15 protein-coding genes are annotated in these 15,112 nt (G+C 69.4%); 8 read left to right on the top strand and 7 right to left on the bottom strand.

The annotated features are described in order from the left end of the window. The first annotated feature begins 18 nt into the window (after window positions 1-18). The 6 genes from ACWF0M_RS30470 to ACWF0M_RS30445 are packed head-to-tail and all read left to right on the top strand — an operon-like array spanning window position 19 to window position 4,670. Window positions 19-702, top strand: coding sequence for a VOC family protein (locus ACWF0M_RS30470; protein ID WP_452239167.1), 684 nt, complete (start codon window positions 19-21; stop codon window positions 700-702). Then, window positions 699-1,763: a succinyl-diaminopimelate desuccinylase gene (dapE, locus tag ACWF0M_RS30465; protein ID WP_452239166.1), complete on the top strand. Its 1,065-nt coding sequence runs from the start codon at window positions 699-701 to the stop codon at window positions 1,761-1,763. Before ACWF0M_RS30470 ends, dapE begins: the two co-directional genes overlap by 4 nt. Before the next feature lie 38 nt (window positions 1,764-1,801). Further along, complete coding sequence (locus ACWF0M_RS30460) at window positions 1,802-2,659, top strand: LOG family protein (protein ID WP_452239165.1); 858 nt, start codon at window positions 1,802-1,804, stop codon at window positions 2,657-2,659. 54 nt (window positions 2,660-2,713) lie between these two features. Then, on the top strand, window positions 2,714-3,634 hold the full coding sequence (locus tag ACWF0M_RS30455) for a DivIVA domain-containing protein (RefSeq protein ID WP_452239178.1): 921 nt from the start codon (window positions 2,714-2,716) through the stop codon (window positions 3,632-3,634). After that, complete coding sequence (locus ACWF0M_RS30450) at window positions 3,634-4,113, top strand: SRPBCC family protein (protein WP_452239164.1); 480 nt, start codon at window positions 3,634-3,636, stop codon at window positions 4,111-4,113. Before ACWF0M_RS30455 ends, ACWF0M_RS30450 begins: the two co-directional genes overlap by 1 nt. Then, complete coding sequence (locus ACWF0M_RS30445; protein WP_452239163.1) at window positions 4,110-4,670, top strand: DNA-3-methyladenine glycosylase I; 561 nt, start codon at window positions 4,110-4,112, stop codon at window positions 4,668-4,670. Before ACWF0M_RS30450 ends, ACWF0M_RS30445 begins: the two co-directional genes overlap by 4 nt. Before the next feature lie 227 nt (window positions 4,671-4,897). Here ACWF0M_RS30445 and ACWF0M_RS30440 read toward each other — a convergent pair whose 3' ends face one another. From ACWF0M_RS30440 to ACWF0M_RS30430, 3 genes are all read right to left on the bottom strand, one after another. Then, window positions 4,898-7,030 (bottom strand): alpha/beta hydrolase-fold protein, encoded by a 2,133-nt coding sequence (locus tag ACWF0M_RS30440; RefSeq protein WP_452239162.1) that lies wholly within the window; start codon window positions 7,028-7,030, stop codon window positions 4,898-4,900. A gap of 281 nt (window positions 7,031-7,311) precedes the next feature. Next, window positions 7,312-8,103 (bottom strand): enoyl-CoA hydratase/isomerase family protein, encoded by a 792-nt coding sequence (locus ACWF0M_RS30435; RefSeq protein ID WP_452239161.1) that lies wholly within the window; start codon window positions 8,101-8,103, stop codon window positions 7,312-7,314. Between the two features lie 32 nt (window positions 8,104-8,135). After that, a complete protein-coding gene (locus tag ACWF0M_RS30430; RefSeq protein WP_452239160.1) occupies window positions 8,136-8,954 on the bottom strand; it encodes a PaaX family transcriptional regulator in 819 nt (272 codons plus the stop codon). A 167-nt stretch (window positions 8,955-9,121) separates the two neighbouring features. Here ACWF0M_RS30430 and ACWF0M_RS30425 point away from each other — a divergent pair, with 167 nt between their 5' ends. Next, window positions 9,122-9,289 carry a DUF3117 domain-containing protein gene (locus ACWF0M_RS30425; RefSeq protein ID WP_012923066.1) on the top strand — a complete coding sequence of 56 codons (168 nt, stop codon included), beginning with the start codon at window positions 9,122-9,124 and terminating at the stop codon, window positions 9,287-9,289. 114 nt (window positions 9,290-9,403) lie between these two features. After that, complete coding sequence (locus ACWF0M_RS30420) at window positions 9,404-10,939, top strand: leucyl aminopeptidase family protein (protein WP_452239159.1); 1,536 nt, start codon at window positions 9,404-9,406, stop codon at window positions 10,937-10,939. A 152-nt stretch (window positions 10,940-11,091) separates the two neighbouring features. Here ACWF0M_RS30420 and ACWF0M_RS30415 read toward each other — a convergent pair whose 3' ends face one another. From ACWF0M_RS30415 to ACWF0M_RS30400, 4 genes are all read right to left on the bottom strand, one after another. Beyond that, the gene (locus ACWF0M_RS30415) at window positions 11,092-11,946 is read right to left on the bottom strand and encodes an oxidoreductase (protein ID WP_452239158.1); all 855 of its coding nucleotides are present in this window, start codon (window positions 11,944-11,946) and stop codon (window positions 11,092-11,094) included. Between the two features lie 128 nt (window positions 11,947-12,074). After that, window positions 12,075-13,313, bottom strand: a complete 1,239-nt coding sequence (locus tag ACWF0M_RS30410) for a hypothetical protein (protein WP_452239157.1) — start codon at window positions 13,311-13,313, stop codon at window positions 12,075-12,077. 70 nt (window positions 13,314-13,383) lie between these two features. Next, window positions 13,384-14,541, bottom strand: coding sequence for a glycogen synthase (glgA, locus tag ACWF0M_RS30405; protein ID WP_452239156.1), 1,158 nt, complete (start codon window positions 14,539-14,541; stop codon window positions 13,384-13,386). A 19-nt stretch (window positions 14,542-14,560) separates the two neighbouring features. After that, the gene (locus ACWF0M_RS30400; protein ID WP_452239155.1) at window positions 14,561-15,106 is read right to left on the bottom strand and encodes a GNAT family N-acetyltransferase; all 546 of its coding nucleotides are present in this window, start codon (window positions 15,104-15,106) and stop codon (window positions 14,561-14,563) included. Window positions 15,107-15,112 lie beyond the last annotated feature (6 nt).

Below are 15,112 nucleotides of genomic sequence, written 5' to 3'. Positions count from 1 at the left end.
CCGGATAATCTGTGCGGTATGAGCGTCGCGCGGTTCAAGGACCTGTGTGTGGACGTGGCGAGCCCGAGTGGGATGGCTGCCTTCTGGGGGCGGGCGATCGGGCTCACCTCGCCGGCCGACAACCCGAACGTGCTGGTCGGTGACGTCCCGGAGAAGACCATCTGGATGTGCAAGGTCCCGGAGCCGAGGACGGTGAAGAACCGGGTGCACCTCGACGTGATCACCGGTGACATCGCGGACCTCGAACGCTCCGGCGCGACAATCCAGTCTCCGGAGACGACCGAGCAGCAGTGGACGGTGCTGACCGACCCGGAGGGCGGTGAGTTCTGCGGGTTCGTCCGCGAGACGGTCCCGGCGTACCGGCTGATGGAACTCATCGTCGACTCGGCCGAGCCGGAGGCGCAGGCGCGGTGGTGGGCGAGTGTGGTCGGCGGCGAGTTCTCGTCCCGGTCCGGCCGGCCGTACTACTGGCTCGAGAACGTCCCCGGCCTGCCGTTCAGGTACTGGGTCTTCAACCCGGTCCCGGAGCCGAAGACGGTGAAGAATCGCGTGCACTGGGACGTCACCGCACCCGCCCTGCAGCCGGTGCTCGACGCGGGTGCGACACTGCTGCGGCCCAAGGACGACGAGATCGGCTGGCACGTCTGCGCCGACCCCGAGGGCAACGAGTTCTGCGTGTTCCTGCCCCCGGAGGCCCCATGAAGCTGGATCTCACTGCGAGCGGTCCCGACCTGACCGAGGCCCTCGTCAACATCTCCTCGGTCAGCGGGACGGAGGAGAAGCTCGCGGACAAGGTCGAGACGGCGCTCTCGGCGTACCCGCATCTGAAGGTCTTCCGGCACGGCAACACCGTCGTCGCCCGCACCGATCTGGGCCGGGCCGAGCGGGTCGTCCTCGCCGGGCACCTCGACACCGTGCCGCTCAACGACAACCTCCCGGCGCGCCGCGCCGACGGCCTGATCCACGGCCTCGGCGCGTGTGACATGAAGGGCGGCGTCGCGGTCGGGCTCCGGCTCGCCGCGACCCTCGACGAGCCGAACCGGGACGTCACGTACGTGTTCTACGACTGCGAGGAGATCGAGGCCGAGCGGAACGGTCTGTTCAAGCTGACCCGCTCCAACCCGGAACTGCTCGAGGGCGTGTTCGCGGTCGTGATGGAGCCGTCGAACGCGGTCGTCGAGGCCGGCTGCCAGGGCACGATGCGGATCGAGGTCACCACCCGCGGCGAGCGCGCGCACTCGGCCCGCTCGTGGATGGGCAGCAACGCGATCCACACCGCGGGCGGGGTGCTCGCGCGACTGACGGCGTACGAGCCGCGGCGGGTGCCGATCGACGGCCTCGAGTACCGCGAGGGGCTGAACGCGGTCGCGATCACGGGCGGTGTCGCGGGCAACGTCGTACCGGATCTGTGCACGGTGACGATCAACTACCGTTTCGCGCCGAACCGGTCCGAGGCGGAGGCCGAGGCGCACCTGCGCGAGGTCTTCGAGGGGTACGACGTGACCGTGACGGACTCCGCTCCGGGCGGGCTCCCGGGGCTCGAGCGGCCGGCCGCGGCGGCGTTCCTGCAGGTGGTGGGCGGGGAGCCGCAGCCGAAGTTCGGGTGGACGGACGTGGCGCGGTTCACGCTGCTCGGCGTACCGGCGGTGAACTACGGGCCGGGCGACCCGCTGTACGCGCACAAGCAGGACGAGTTCGTGCCCGAGGCCGAGATCGAGCTGTGTGAACAGCGGCTGAGGAGTTGGTTGACAGACCGCGCGTGAACGCGCGGGGGTTACCGGCCAGGCAATAACCTGGAGGCATGTCAGAACCGTCGATCCACCCCGACCGTCCGGTCGGCCAGCAGCAGCGCGGGCCGATCACGATGCGGCGCAAGCAGGTGCAGCACTCCACCTCCGAGCAGCGGCTGCTGGACAGTCGCGGGCCGTCGGACTGGGTGCACACCGACCCGTGGCGGGTGCTGCGGATCCAGTCGGAGTTCATCGAGGGCTTCGGGATGCTGGCCGAGCTCGGCGCCGCGATCAGCGTGTTCGGGTCGGCGCGGACCAAGGTGGACGACCCGATGTACGGTGCCGCCGAGGAGTTCGGGCGGAAGCTGGTCGAGGCCGGGTACGCCGTGATCACCGGCGGCGGACCGGGCGTGATGGAGGCCGCGAACAAGGGCGCCTCCGAGGCCGGCGGGGTGTCGGTCGGGCTCGGTATCGAACTGCCCTTCGAGAACGGCATGAACGAGTGGGTCGACATCGGGATGAACTTCCGGTACTTCTTCACTCGCAAGACGATGTTCGTGAAGTACGCGCAGGGGTTCGTGGTGATGCCGGGCGGGTTCGGCACGCTGGACGAGATGTTCGAGGCGCTCACGCTGGCGCAGACCCGGAAGGTCACGTCGTTCCCGGTCGTCCTGTTCGGTACGTCGTACTGGGGCGGACTGGTCGACTGGCTGCGCACCACGATGCTCGAGGACGGGAAGATCTCGGCCGCCGACCTGGAGATGTTCGTCGTCACCGACGACATCGACGAGGCGATCAGCTACATCGTCAAGGCCGGCGAACTCGCCGACGAGGCCGCCCAGGAAGCCGCCGAAGTGGCCGCGCGTGAAGTCGACGCCGCCAACGATCCGGCCGTCCGGGCGCATCGCCTCGGCTCCGACGGGAGCTGAAATCTTGGGGGTTTTCGCGGTTGACTCGGTCGGCATGGCACGATCGGTCCCGTGATGTGGTTCTTCGGGCTGATCGTGGTGCTGTTGATCGGGGCTGTCGCGGTAGTCGCCTCGGGTCGTTGGGGTGCCATGAGCACGGCGTACGACGACCGGCCCGACATGACCGTGCCGGCGCGGCAGGCGCTCACGTCGACCGATATCGAGTCGGCGCGGTTCGCGGTCGGGGTGCGCGGCTACCGGATGGACGAGGTCGACACGCTGCTCGAACGGGTCGCGAAGGAGGTCGCCGAACGCGACCGCCGGATCGCCGACCTGGAGCGCGCCGTCGCCCCGATCGTCGAGGCGCCGGACGGGCATGGGTTCAGCTCCCGGCCGTACGACCCGGCCGAGTTCGAGGACACCGGAACCCAGCAGCCGATCCTGGTCGGCGGGCCCGATCCGATCATCCAACCTACGCCGGTCGCAGAGCCTGCCAGCGTAGAGGACACCGTCCAGCCCGCCGGGTCTGGGGAGTCTGACGGCGCGACGTCCGACGTACCGCAGGCGTCCGTAGCTCCCGACGACGCGGACGACGAACCAGAGACGACCGAACTGCCGCGAGCGAGCCAGGTGGCTGCGGACGAGTACGAGCGCCTGCAGGCCGAGGCCCGCGCGGTGCTCGAAGCTCAGTCCCAGCCAGTCACTCCACGCCGCGTTCCGGCTCCGCATCAGCAGCCTGCGGGTGAGCCGGACGAGCCGCCAGCTGCCGTTGAGCCGCCTGCCACGCACTGGACCGCTTTGCCGCCGCAGCCGCCGCAGCAGGAGGCCCAGGAACAGACCGAGCCGCAGCCGCAGCCGCAGACTGAGCAGCAGACCCAGCAGCAGACGCCGGAGGCGGAGGCCAACGGGGTTGCGGGGGACGAGAACGGCGAGGGGTGGCGGTTCTGGCCGCCTGCGGATCAGCAGGGTGAAGGGGCGTATCAGCGCCCCAGCTGATGGACGCGACGAGGAGCTGTCACGCGGAGGCGTCGGTCGGGTTGCGGCTCGCGCCTGAGGACGCGTGGAGCGTGGTGATGGACTGGGAGCGGCAGTCCCGCTGGATGCTGTTCACGCGCGTCTGGGGGACCGAGAACGACGGTGTCGGCGTCGGCGGGGGAGTGGCGGCGCGGACTTCTGTCGGTGGCATCGGGTTCACTGACGACATGGTCATCACACACTGGGATCCACCGCGCGAGTGCACGGTGAAACATCTCGGCAAGATCGTCCGCGGCACCGGGACGTTCGGCATCGAGCCGAGAGTGTTCGGTGGCGTCGACCGCGGGCCGTCGGCCTTCGCTAGCACGTTCACCTGGTCCGAGGACGTCGTACCGCCGCTCGGTCGGCTGGGCGCGTTCGCCTGGCCGGTGGTGCGTCCGGCGTTCGAGGCGATGATGCGGATCTCGCTCCGCCGGCTGGTCAAGGAGGCAGGAGCATGACGGTCGTCGGACCGGACGGGCAGCCGCGCTGCGGGTGGGCGACGTCCGCACCGGAGTACGTCGAATATCACGACACCGAGTGGGGCAAGGAGATCCGCAACGACATCGCGCTGTTCGAGCGGATGACCCTCGAAGGGTTCCAGTCCGGCCTGTCGTGGATCACGATCCTGCGCAAACGGGAGAACTTCCGGGCCGCGTTCGCGCAGTTCGATCCGGCGACGATCGCGAAGTACGGCGACGCGGATTTCGACCGGTTGATGGCCGATCCGGGCATCGTGCGTAACCGGTTGAAGATCAACGCGACGATCTCCAACGCCCGCGCGTTGCTCGACCTGGCCGAGGGTGAGTTCAGCGACCTGCTCTGGTCGTTCCGGCCCGCGAAGCACGCGGCGCCGAAGACGATGGCCGACGTACCGGCGACGACGCCGGAGTCCGTGGCGATGTCGAAGGCCTTGAAGAAGAAGGGTTTCGTCTTCGTCGGACCCACCACGGCGTACGCGTTGATGCAGGCCACCGGCATCGTGAACGACCACTTGAAGACCTGTATAGCCCGGTAATCTGCGTGCACGTGCAGAAGCCTTCTGCAGATGCAAAAGGTACTTTGGCGGAAACAAAAGACAAACGGCTGAACGAGTTGTGCTTCGGGCACTGAACGTGATGTGGTGTTCAGCGGGCTCCCCGACCGTCAGGTGGTTGTCCGGCCGTGACTCGCCCTGCCGGAACGTGGTCGTGGAGCCCACCAAACGTCGAGAAGGTGTCCGGGCGCAGCGCACCCGGACACCTTCTACGGATGTGAGTTCGTGCCGTCCGTCGAGAAGGTCGTGCGGAACACGTCGGTACCGGTCAGACCGGACAGTTGGGTGCCGGCGGAGTTCGTGGTGAGGTAGAGATTCGCTTCGGCGTAAGCATCTGCGGCGTCATCGTCCGCCGTACCGAACTGTCGTGTCCAGCTGCGCGCGTGGTCGGGCGCGTACTTCGTCAGTACGCCGTCGAACTTGCCCAGTGGGGTCTCCAACGATCCGTCCGTGAAGCCGCCGACGAACACCGAACCGCTCGCATCCACAGCCACTGCGGCGCCCTTGTCGTTGCCGGTCGTTCCGAACTGATCCCGCCAGGTCAGTACGCCGTCCGCGTCGGCGCGAGCGACCAGGATGTCCTTGTCGCCGATCAGCGTTCTGGCGAAATCGCCCGCGGTGTAGCCGGTCAGATAGACGCCGCCTGACGGATCCGGCGCGACGCCCCACAGCTCGTCGGACGCAGCGGTGCCGAACTGTTTCGTCCACACCGGATCGCCGTCGGCCGAGTAGCGCGCGAGGAAGCCGTCGATGCCGCCGGCCGACGTACCGAGTTCGCCGGCGGTCATCCCGGCCAGGTAGACCGCGCCGCTCGAGACCGCGACGGACATGCCCTTGTCCTCGCCCGCGCTGCCGGTCTGGCGCACCCACACCTGCTTTCCGTCCGCATCGAGCCGCGCGACGAACACGTCCTTGTCGCCCTGGTTCGCGCCGCCCAGTGCGCCCTTCGTGTAGCCGCCGACGTACACCGTGGACCCGTCGACCGTCACCGAGTAGCTCCGATCCGCCACCCCCGGTACGCCGAACTGCGTCAGCCACCGGCGATTCCCGTCAGCGTCGTACTGCGCCGCGAACGCATCGTCCGTGGCGTTCCCCGCATGTGCGCCGTCCAGATCGCCGTTCGTGTATCCGGTCACCACGACGCGCCCGTCCGCGTCCACCGCAACGCCGTACGCGCGTTCCGTGCCAGGTGTCCCGAGCGATCGCGTCCACTCCCGCGATCCGTCGGCGCGGTACTTGACCAGCGCGACATCCGTGCCGCCGGCGTACGGCTGCCCGTCCAGTGCGCCCGCCGCCGCGACCGCTTGATAAACGTTGCCTGAGGCATCTGTTGCGATCCCGCCGGCGCGGTCCTCGCCCGCCGTACCGGTGATCGCGGCCTGCATCGGCGTGGCCGGCGGCTTGCCGAGGTACTGGAAGATGTACTTCGCGCCTTCGGCGAACGTCGGCCCCCAGACGTCCCAGTCGTGCCCGCCGTCCACGACCCGGAACTCCGAGGTGAGGGTCGGTACCCGCGCCGCCTGGTTGAACACCACATGCGTCTCGAAGTCGAGGTCGTGGGTCGCGTCGATCGCCTTCGGGTTCTTGTACTCGTCGTCACCGACCGCGAGGAACAGGTGCGACTGCAGCCCGGTCGCCGCGAACGACTTCAGCGCGGCGGGCCAGTTCAGCTTCAGGTACGTCGACTCGACGAACGGGTCGTTACCCTTGCCGAAGGCACCGAAATCGCGGGTGCTCGAATCGCTCGGCGGCAACGGGAAGTACACGGCCGGGCTGAGGGCGATCGCCGCGCCGAACACGTCCGGATGCGCGAGTGAGTACCGGAGCGCTCCGGCGCCGCCCATCGAGTAGCCGGCGATCGCGCGGCCGGTGCGGTCCGCGATCGTGCGGTACGTCGCATCGATCTGCGGCACGAGATCCTTGAAGAACGCGGTCTCGACGGGGCGTCCCGGCTGTGTTTGATTGTCTTGGGCTCCCTTGTACGCCGAGTCGACGTACCAGCTGGCCCGGCTGCTCCAGGGGGCGTCGGGCATGACCGCGATCGTCGGCGGGATCTCGCCGCTGCCGATCAGCTCGTCCAGGCGGCTCTTGACCTGCGTCCAGGCGCTCATCGAGTCGCCACGCCCGTGGAGCAGGTAGATGACGGGGTAGCGCCGGTCCGAGGCGTCGTACCCGGCCGGGAGGTAGACGTTGTAGTTGATGTCCTCGCCTAGCGTCGCCGAGTGCGCGGCGGCAGGCTTGATGACACCTGGCTCGGCTGTGGGCGCGGCGGTGGATCCGGGTACGACGAGGCTCCCGACCAGCGCGGCGAGGGTCAGGGCAGGCAGCAGCAGTTTCCTCACACGTCAGGTTGTAATCGCTTACGTAAACGATTACAAGAGCTGGCGACACGGCGGATCCGGGGAGGTTGTGGGGGTGGGCCGGCGTGGCGGGGGCGGTGAACAGGTTATTTCCCGTGCACAGCCCCCACTTCCTGTTCACACCCCCGGCGGATGGCCAGCGGATGCGCGGGGGGCGGGCGGAGGCGCGCGGCGGGGTGAGCCCGCGCGGCGGGGGCGGTGAACAGGCTATTTCCTGTGCTCCGCCCCCGGTTCCTGTTCACACCCCCGGCGGATGGCGCGGGTTAGTGGCCGGTGAAGGTGGGTTTTTGTTTGGCTACGAAGGATGCTACGGCGTTGTGGTGGTCTTCTGTGCTGCCGGTGAGTTGCATTTTGGTGGCCTCGAAGGCTAGGGCCTCGGCGAGCGTGTGGCTGGCGGAGTAGCCGAGGGACTGGCGGACGGAGCCGTACGCGACGGTGGGGCCGGCTGCGAGTTTGGTGGCTAGTTCGGCGACCGCGGTCTCCAGGTCTGCGGCGGGGACGACCGAGGTGGCCAGGCCGAGGTCGAGGGATTCGGCGGCGGGGACGGTGCGGGGGAAATAGAGCAGTTCGAGCGCCTTTGCGTGGCCGATCAGGCGGGGGAGTGTCCAGGAGATTCCGGTGTCGCAGGACAGCGCGATGCCGGTGAAGGCGAGGTTGAAGCCCGCGGTGTCGGCGACGATCCGGAAGTCGCACGCGAACGCCATCGACGCGCCGGCGCCGGCCGCCACGCCGTTGACCGCCGCGATCACCGGCTTCGGCATCTCGGCCAGCGCCAGCGCGATCGGCGCGTAGTGGTCCGGCACCGTGCTCCACAGCGCGGCCTGGTCGTTCGCCTGCAGCAGCCCGATGTGCTCCTTGAGGTCCTGGCCGACACAGAACGCCCGTCCGGTCCCGGTCAGTACGACGACGCGCACGGCCGGATCCTCGGCGGCGGCCTGGACGGTGTCGCGGAGCAGCACCTTGGTCGGCGTGTCGAGCGCGTTCATGGCGTCCGGCCGGTTGAGCGTGATGGTCGCGACACCTTCGGCGACGCCGTACGTCACGGAATCACTCATCGTGGTCCACTCCTTGACTGTCAGTGAAATTTTCAGTGCTGCGTCAGGCAGTCGTCGACGAAACGCCCGGCCGCGGGGCCCAATCGTTCCGCATGGAAATCGAAGAACGCGGCCGCCTTCGTCCCGGCCCAGCCGGCCGGCAGCAACTCGTCTGGCAGGCCCGGGTCGCGGAACAGGAACTTGCGCCACTCGTGCACCAGCTCCGACCGTACGGCGAACGCGTGCTCGTCGCCCGTCTCCGTACCGGCGGCGTCCACGAGCGCCTTCGCCTCGATCAGCCAGGCGTCGTACGACGCGCCGAGCTCGTCGAGTTTCCAGACCCGCCGGGCGAACTCGACCGCGCCCGCGTCGACCGGGGCGCGGAACCGGTCCGCGGCGATGCCCTCCAGGCCGAGGATCTGGTCCACCTCGGCGTCGTTGCGCAGCCCGACCCAGGCGCCGTCGGACAGCGGAGCCCAACCCAGAAAGGAGAGTTGGCTCGCCAGCTGCTCGCGGCGGCGGGCGTTCGGGACCTCGCGGAGGATGCCCAGGTGCCAGTGCCGGTCCCAGTCGCCCGGACCCTCCGAACCGGTCGCCACCGGCGTGCCGTCCGGGGCGGTCCGGTAGATGCGGGCGGCGGCGTCATCGAGGCGGCGACGCGCCCGGGACGTCAGCGCGTACCCGGGCTGGCCGTCGAGCCGCAGCGGCTCCAGCCAGCCCTGCCGGACCATCCGGGAGACGGCGGTCCGGACCGCGGGCGGGTGGACCCCGAGCGGTGCGAGCAGCCGGACGAGGGCCGCGACCGGAGCCTGCGCACCGCGCGCGCGCAGGTGGTCGCCGTAGAGGTCGAAGAGGGCTGAACGGGCGTGCACAAGACTCGAGTCTGCCGTATGGTGCACGGCTCTGGCCTGGGATCGGGAATAATGGGGTCTGATACACACTGCGATACGCGCCGACGGCGCATCACCGCAAGGGCGCCGGCGACGGAACGCCCGCGCGGTGTCGTCGCTCAACACCGACACTGGGAAGGGGTGCGCGCATGGCGGCGATGAAGCCGCGGACGGGCGATGGTCCGCTCGAGGTCACCAAGGAGGGCCGCGGGATCGTGATGCGGGTTCCGCTCGAGGGCGGCGGTCGGCTCGTCGTCGAGCTCAACGCCGACGAAGCGACCGAGCTCGGCAACGCACTGAAGGCCGTCGTCGGCTGATCACATCCTCCAGGGGTGCCAGCTCGCCCCTACCTATCACTCCGACCCCGGTGGGTGCCTTTTCCGGCACCGGCCGGGGTCGTTACGGTTATGCAGCTTCTATCTGATCAAACAGTGAGGTTCGACCCAGTGGCTCGCCGCAGTAGTTCGTCTCCTTTTCCCAGTCTTCCGGTCGTTGCCTGGCAGCCCGGTCTGCCGGTGCACGGGTCATCGACGTGGGTTGTCGTCGTCGGCGACGAAGACGGTCTGCCGGCCGCCGCGAAGGAGGCCGGGGGCCGGCTCGGCGTCGACCTCGACCGGCTGCTGGAGGTGCAGCGCGCGACCGGGTTCACCCCGTCCGCCGGTGCGACCGCGGCGTACCCGCTGCTGACCGGTGAGGTGGCCGAGATCCTGCTGGTCGGGGCCGGTGGCGGGAGTGCCAAGGATCTGCGACACGCCGGTGCGGCGATCGCGCGGTTCGGCCGCGGCAAGGACGAGCTCACCACCGTCGTTGCCGAGGGCATCGATGACGCGGCGCTGCAGGCGTTCGCCGAGGGCGTCGTACTCGGCTCGTTCTCGTACACGCAGAAGACGGTCGACGCGGGCAAGCCGGCCGTCGGCACCGTCACGCTGACCGACGGATCGGCGGACGCGCGGCAGCCGGTGATCGACCGCGGTGTCGTGATCGGGCGCACCGGCTGGCTGGCCCGGCAGCTCGCGATCACCCCGTCGAACGAGAAGGACCCGTCCTGGCTGGCCGCGCGCGCGACCGAGGTGGCTGCGGCGACCGGTCTCGTGGCAACGGTGTGGGACGAGGAGAAGCTCGCCGCCGACGGGTTCGGCGGCATCCTCGCGGTCGGCCAGGGTTCGACCCGCCCGCCGCGGCTGATCCGGCTCGACTACGTCCCCGCGGGCGCGACCAAGAAGACGCCGTACGTCGTGCTCGTCGGCAAGGGCATCACCTACGACACGGGCGGCCTGTCGCTGAAGCCGCGCGAGGGCATGGTGTCGATGAAGCGCGACATGACCGGCGGCGGCTCGGTGATCGCGGCGATGTCGGCGCTGCGGGACCTCGGCGCGAACGTCCGGGTGACCGGGCTGGTCTGCGCCGCGGAGAACATGCCGTCCGGTACGGCGTACCGCCCGGACGACGTGATCCGGCACTTCGGCGGCCGCACCACCGAGGTGAAGAACACCGACGCGGAGGGCCGGCTGGTGCTCGCCGACGGGCTCGCGTACGCCGTGCAGGAGCTGAAGCCCGACGTACTCGTCGACGTCGCCACGCTGACCGGCGCGATCAAGGTGTCGCTCGGCGCGATGCTGTACGGCGGGATGTTCGCGACCGACGACGCGCTCGCGGACAACCTCGCGGACGCCGGCCGGGTGTCCGGCGAGGAACTGTGGCGGATGCCGTTGCCGGCCGAGTACGAGGACCTGATCTCGACGCCGATCGCCGACTCGGTGAACAGCTCGAAGGGCCCGGGCTCGATCACCGCGGCGCTGTTCCTGAAGGCGTTCACCGGCGACCTCCCGTGGGCGCACCTCGACCTGTCATCGATCGCGGAGGCCCCGGCCGACCGGTTCGAGTACTCCGTCGGCGCGACCGGCGCCGGCGCCCGCCTGCTCAGCACCTGGCTGGGCTCCGACACGCCGACCTCCGGGATCGGTTGATCGGGGTCGGTGGCAACTACCTGAACTGCCGGCAGCGGAACTCCACGATCCGGTCACGCGCCGCCCAGGCCTGCGGTACGAGGCGCGACCTCCGCTAGGTTTCCGGAACATTTGTCGCGCTATGTGGCACAAATGTTCCGGAAAGGAGCCCGTCAGGCGCCGATCGCGTCGAGCTCGGTGATGGCGTCGGCGGGGAGGACGAGGTCGCGCGCGGCGACGTTCTCGCGCAGGTGGGCCAGCGACGACGTACCGGGGATGACGACGCTGGTCGTGGAGCGCTGGAGGAGCCAGGCGAGGGCGACCTGCTGCGGGGTGGCGTCCAGGCGGGCCGCGACCTTCGCGAGCGTCTCGGACTGGATCGGGCTGAATCCGCCCAGTGGGAAGAACGACGCGAACGCGATGTTGTGCTCGGCCGCGTAGTCGACGATCGGGTCGTCGTCTCGCTGGACGAGGTTGTACAGGTTCTGGATCGTCACGATCGGGGCGATCGCCACCGCCTCCCGGATTTGCGGGATCGTCACGCTGCTCAGCCCGAGGTGCCTGATGAGGCCCTCCTGCTGGAGTTCGACCAGGGTGGTGAAGGCCTCCGCGATCGAGTCCTCACTGTGGCCTTCGTGCGCCATGCTGCGGAGGTTGACCACGTCGAGGACGTCGAGGCCGAGGTGCTCGAGGTTGTCATGGACCTGGGCGCGCAGCGCGTCCGGCGCGTGGTCCGGAAGCCAGCTGGCGTCGTCGCCGCGCCGGGCGCCGACCTTGGTGACGAGGTGCAGGTCCGCCGGATAGGGGTGCAGCGCCTCCTTGATGATCTCGTTGACCACGGTCGGTCCGTAGAAGTCGCTGGTGTCGATGTGGGTGACGCCGAGTTCGACGGCCTCCCGCAGTACGGCGATCGCCTGGTCGCGGTCCTTGGGCGGTCCGAAGACGCCTGGGCCGGCGAGTTGCATCGCGCCGTACCCCATCCGGGTGATGGTCAGGTCCTCGGCGAGGGTGATGGTTGAGTTCGTCATGTCTCCACTGTTCGTCGGCGCACCAGGAACAGGGAGTACCTCGCTGTTCCTGGGAGTGACAGGGCACAGGCTGAGACGGTAGCTGCGGTCTACCGTGGAAGTCATGGAGAGGCCGTCCGACCGGAGTGTCAGGCCCAGCGCGCGTAGGCCCGAATGATCTCCGGGTACGCCGCGAACGCCGTACCCGTGTGGTCGACGGCGCCCATCGAGTGCACTGTCACGTCCGCGCCGCGCTTGTGAAGGGACGCCGCGCACGAGTCGGCGTTGGAGGCGACCACGTCGGTGTCCTTCGTCCCGCTGTACAGGTGCACCGGGACCCGCGGCGTCCAGTCCTGGCAAACCTGATCGGCCGCGCGCAGCGCCTGCAGGAATCGTCCGCTCGGATGCTGGAGCTTCGCGGCGAACTCGGGCGTGAACAGCTTCTCCGGCGAGTCCGGCAGCCCGGCCACGATCTCCGGATAGCTGTGCGACCCGTCGAACAGCCCCTCGACGGTCGACGCGTACGGCGCCTGGAACGCCTCGCGCGGATCGTCGTACAACCCGACGGTCCGGTTCCACGCGGTCACGAAGTACCCGAGGTAGAACGTCGCGGTCGGCGGGATGACGCGCCCGTCGAACGCCGCCGGGAGCTCCTCGCCGAGCAGGTCGTACGGTCCCGCGACGGCCCGGATCGCGCCGAGCCGGAACGGCCCGACCTCCCCACGGCTCAGCGCGCGCCCGAACGCCAGCGATGCTCGCCCGCCCTGCGAGAACCCGGTCACGAGCACGTCCCGCTTCAGCGCGACGCCGTGCTTGGCCGCGAACGTCCGCGCGGCGAGGAGGAGGTCCGCTGAGGCCGAGGTCTCGGTCTTCGTGTCCAGGTACGGGTGCCGGCCCGGGCCCAGTCCCAGACCGAGGTAGTCGGGCGCCACGCCGACCAGCCCCTGACCCGCGAACAGTGCCGTGACCAGGCGATCTGTCGAGGTGTCGTCGATGGAGCCGGCGTCTACCTTGGTCGCGCTGGTCCCGTGCAGGTACTCCGCGACGGTCAGCGCACCGCGGCGCCCGTCCGGGAGTACGACGATCCCGCTTGCCGTTGTCGGTCGCCCGAGGGTGTCGACCGTCCGATAGATCAAGCGGTACGCCGTGACGCCGTACGACGCCTGTGGTGTGCCGGGGAAGTCAGCCGCTGTCGCATCCAGTTGAGCCGCCGTCAGTTGCGCAACCGGGACGGCCGAAACCAGCGCGCCACGCGGCGCATGCACGCTGGACACCGCGGCCTCGGAGAGCGTCGGCTGGTGGACTGCGCCGAAGGCGGAGAGCGGGAACGTGGGCAGGGCGGCGGTCGCGAGGGTGGCGGCGACGGTTTTCGTCAGGCGAGAAGTCATACCTCAACCCAACCGCCGCCGGCGCAGCCACAGAATGGTGCGATCCCCCGAAACCTGGGTGGGGTTTCCCCTACCCGAGCAGGCTGCTGTACAGCTCGACCGTGCGTTGCGCGACCGCGTCCCAGCCGAACTCCGACACGGCCCTGGAACGCCCGGCCTTGCCCATCGCCTCGGCCTTCGCCGGGTCGTCGACCAGCGCGTTGATCCCGTCCGCGAGGGCGCGCTCGAAGGTGTCCGTGTCGTTCTCGTCGTACGGGACCAGGATGCCGGTCACGCCGTCGTCCACGACCTCGGGAATGCCGCCGACCGCGCTCGCGACGACCGCGGTCTCACACGCCATCGCCTCCAGGTTGACGATGCCCAGCGGCTCGTAGATCGACGGGCAGCAGAACGCCAGCGCGTGCGTCAGAACCTGCCGGACCTCCTCGCGCGGCAGCATCTCGGAGACCACGAACACGCCGTCGCGGGCGAGCTTCAGGTCGTCGATCAGGGCGTCGGTCTCGGCCTTCAACTCGACCGTGTCGGCCGCGCCGGCCAGCAGCACGAGCTGCACGGACGGGTCCAGTTGCAGCCCCGCCCGGAGGAGGTGCGGCACGCCCTTCTGCCGGGTGATGCGGCCGACGAACGTCACGTACGGACGGTTCAGGTCGACGCCCAACCGCTCGAGGACATGCGTCGACGGATCGGGATGGTAGAAGTCGGCGTCGATGCCGTTGGAGATCACGTGAACGCGCGCCGGGTCGATCGACGGGTAGCAGTCGAGTACGTCGGTCCGCATCCCGCGACTCACCGCGACGACCGCATCGGCCGCCTCGTACGCGGTCCGCTCGGCCCAGCTCGACAGCCGGTATCCGCCGCCGAGCTGCTCGGCCTTCCACGGCCGGCGCGGCTCCAGCGAGTGCGCGGTCACCACGTGCGGTACGTCGTACAGCAGCTTGGCCCAATGACCCGCCATGTTCGCGTACCAGGTGTGCGAGTGCACCAGGTCCGCCTCGCCGACCGCCGCGGTCATGGTCAGGTCGGTGGACAGGATGCGCAGCGCCGCGTTCGCGTTCGGGATCCGCGGGTCGTCCTCGGAATGCGCGGTCGCGCCTTTCCGGGGCTCGCCCATGCAATGGACGTCGACGTCGATCAGCCGGCGCAGTTCGCGGACCAGGAAGTCCACGTGCACCCCCGCCCCGCCGTACACGTCCGGAGGAAACTCACGCGTCAGGATGGCGACCTTCATAAGCTCCGACCATAGGTCATCAGACGACGTGTGTCGGCACCCAGAAGCGCAGCTTTCCGTGTCGTTCGTCTTCCAGTTCGCCACCAGCTGCCTCGATCACCTTGCGCGATCCGGTGTTGTCGACGTCGCAGGTGACCAGGGCCGGCTCGATGCCGAGCGCGCCGGCGATCGGGAGGGACTGGGCGAGCATCTGGGTCGCGTACCCGCGGCGCCGGGCCGACGGGCGGACGAAGTACCCGATGTGCCCGCCGACCTCGGTGAGCGCCGGTGTCAGGTCGTGGCGGATCGAGAGCCGGCCGAGGAACTCGACGCCGTCCACGAACCACAGCACGGTCTGGTGCACGAGCCCGGCCGCCAGTTCGGTCTCCGGCTCGGCCTCCGCCCTGATCGCCTCGACCAAGCGGGCGAACTCGGCCGGATCCGCCGCCTGCCCGCGGGTCCACTCCTCCTCGGCCCCGGCGATCGACCGCGCACCCATCCAGCGTTCATGATCCGGACCGAGCTCGTCCCAGGCCGCGAGAAACGATCGGTGAACGGCAGTGGTCGGTACGACGAGGATCGGCATCCTCCC

It is taken from the genome of Kribbella sp. NPDC055110, from assembly GCF_053607525.1.
This window is presented reverse-complemented; position numbering and strand designations above follow the sequence as displayed.

Coding starts and splice junctions, on each gene's coding strand:
- ACWF0M_RS30470 (WP_452239167.1), top strand. CDS start 19: ATGAGCGTCGCGCGGTTCAAGGACCTGTGTGTGGACGTGGCGAGCCCG.
- dapE (WP_452239166.1), top strand. CDS start 699: ATGAAGCTGGATCTCACTGCGAGCGGTCCCGACCTGACCGAGGCCCTC.
- ACWF0M_RS30460 (WP_452239165.1), top strand. CDS start 1,802: ATGTCAGAACCGTCGATCCACCCCGACCGTCCGGTCGGCCAGCAGCAG.
- ACWF0M_RS30455 (WP_452239178.1), top strand. CDS start 2,714: ATGTGGTTCTTCGGGCTGATCGTGGTGCTGTTGATCGGGGCTGTCGCG.
- ACWF0M_RS30450 (WP_452239164.1), top strand. CDS start 3,634: ATGGACGCGACGAGGAGCTGTCACGCGGAGGCGTCGGTCGGGTTGCGG.
- ACWF0M_RS30445 (WP_452239163.1), top strand. CDS start 4,110: ATGACGGTCGTCGGACCGGACGGGCAGCCGCGCTGCGGGTGGGCGACG.
- ACWF0M_RS30435 (WP_452239161.1), bottom strand. CDS start 8,103: ATGAGTGATTCCGTGACGTACGGCGTCGCCGAAGGTGTCGCGACCATC.
- ACWF0M_RS30425 (WP_012923066.1), top strand. CDS start 9,122: ATGGCGGCGATGAAGCCGCGGACGGGCGATGGTCCGCTCGAGGTCACC.
- ACWF0M_RS30415 (WP_452239158.1), bottom strand. CDS start 11,946: ATGACGAACTCAACCATCACCCTCGCCGAGGACCTGACCATCACCCGG.
- ACWF0M_RS30410 (WP_452239157.1), bottom strand. CDS start 13,313: ATGACTTCTCGCCTGACGAAAACCGTCGCCGCCACCCTCGCGACCGCC.
- glgA (WP_452239156.1), bottom strand. CDS start 14,541: ATGAAGGTCGCCATCCTGACGCGTGAGTTTCCTCCGGACGTGTACGGC.
- ACWF0M_RS30400 (WP_452239155.1), bottom strand. CDS start 15,106: ATGCCGATCCTCGTCGTACCGACCACTGCCGTTCACCGATCGTTTCTC.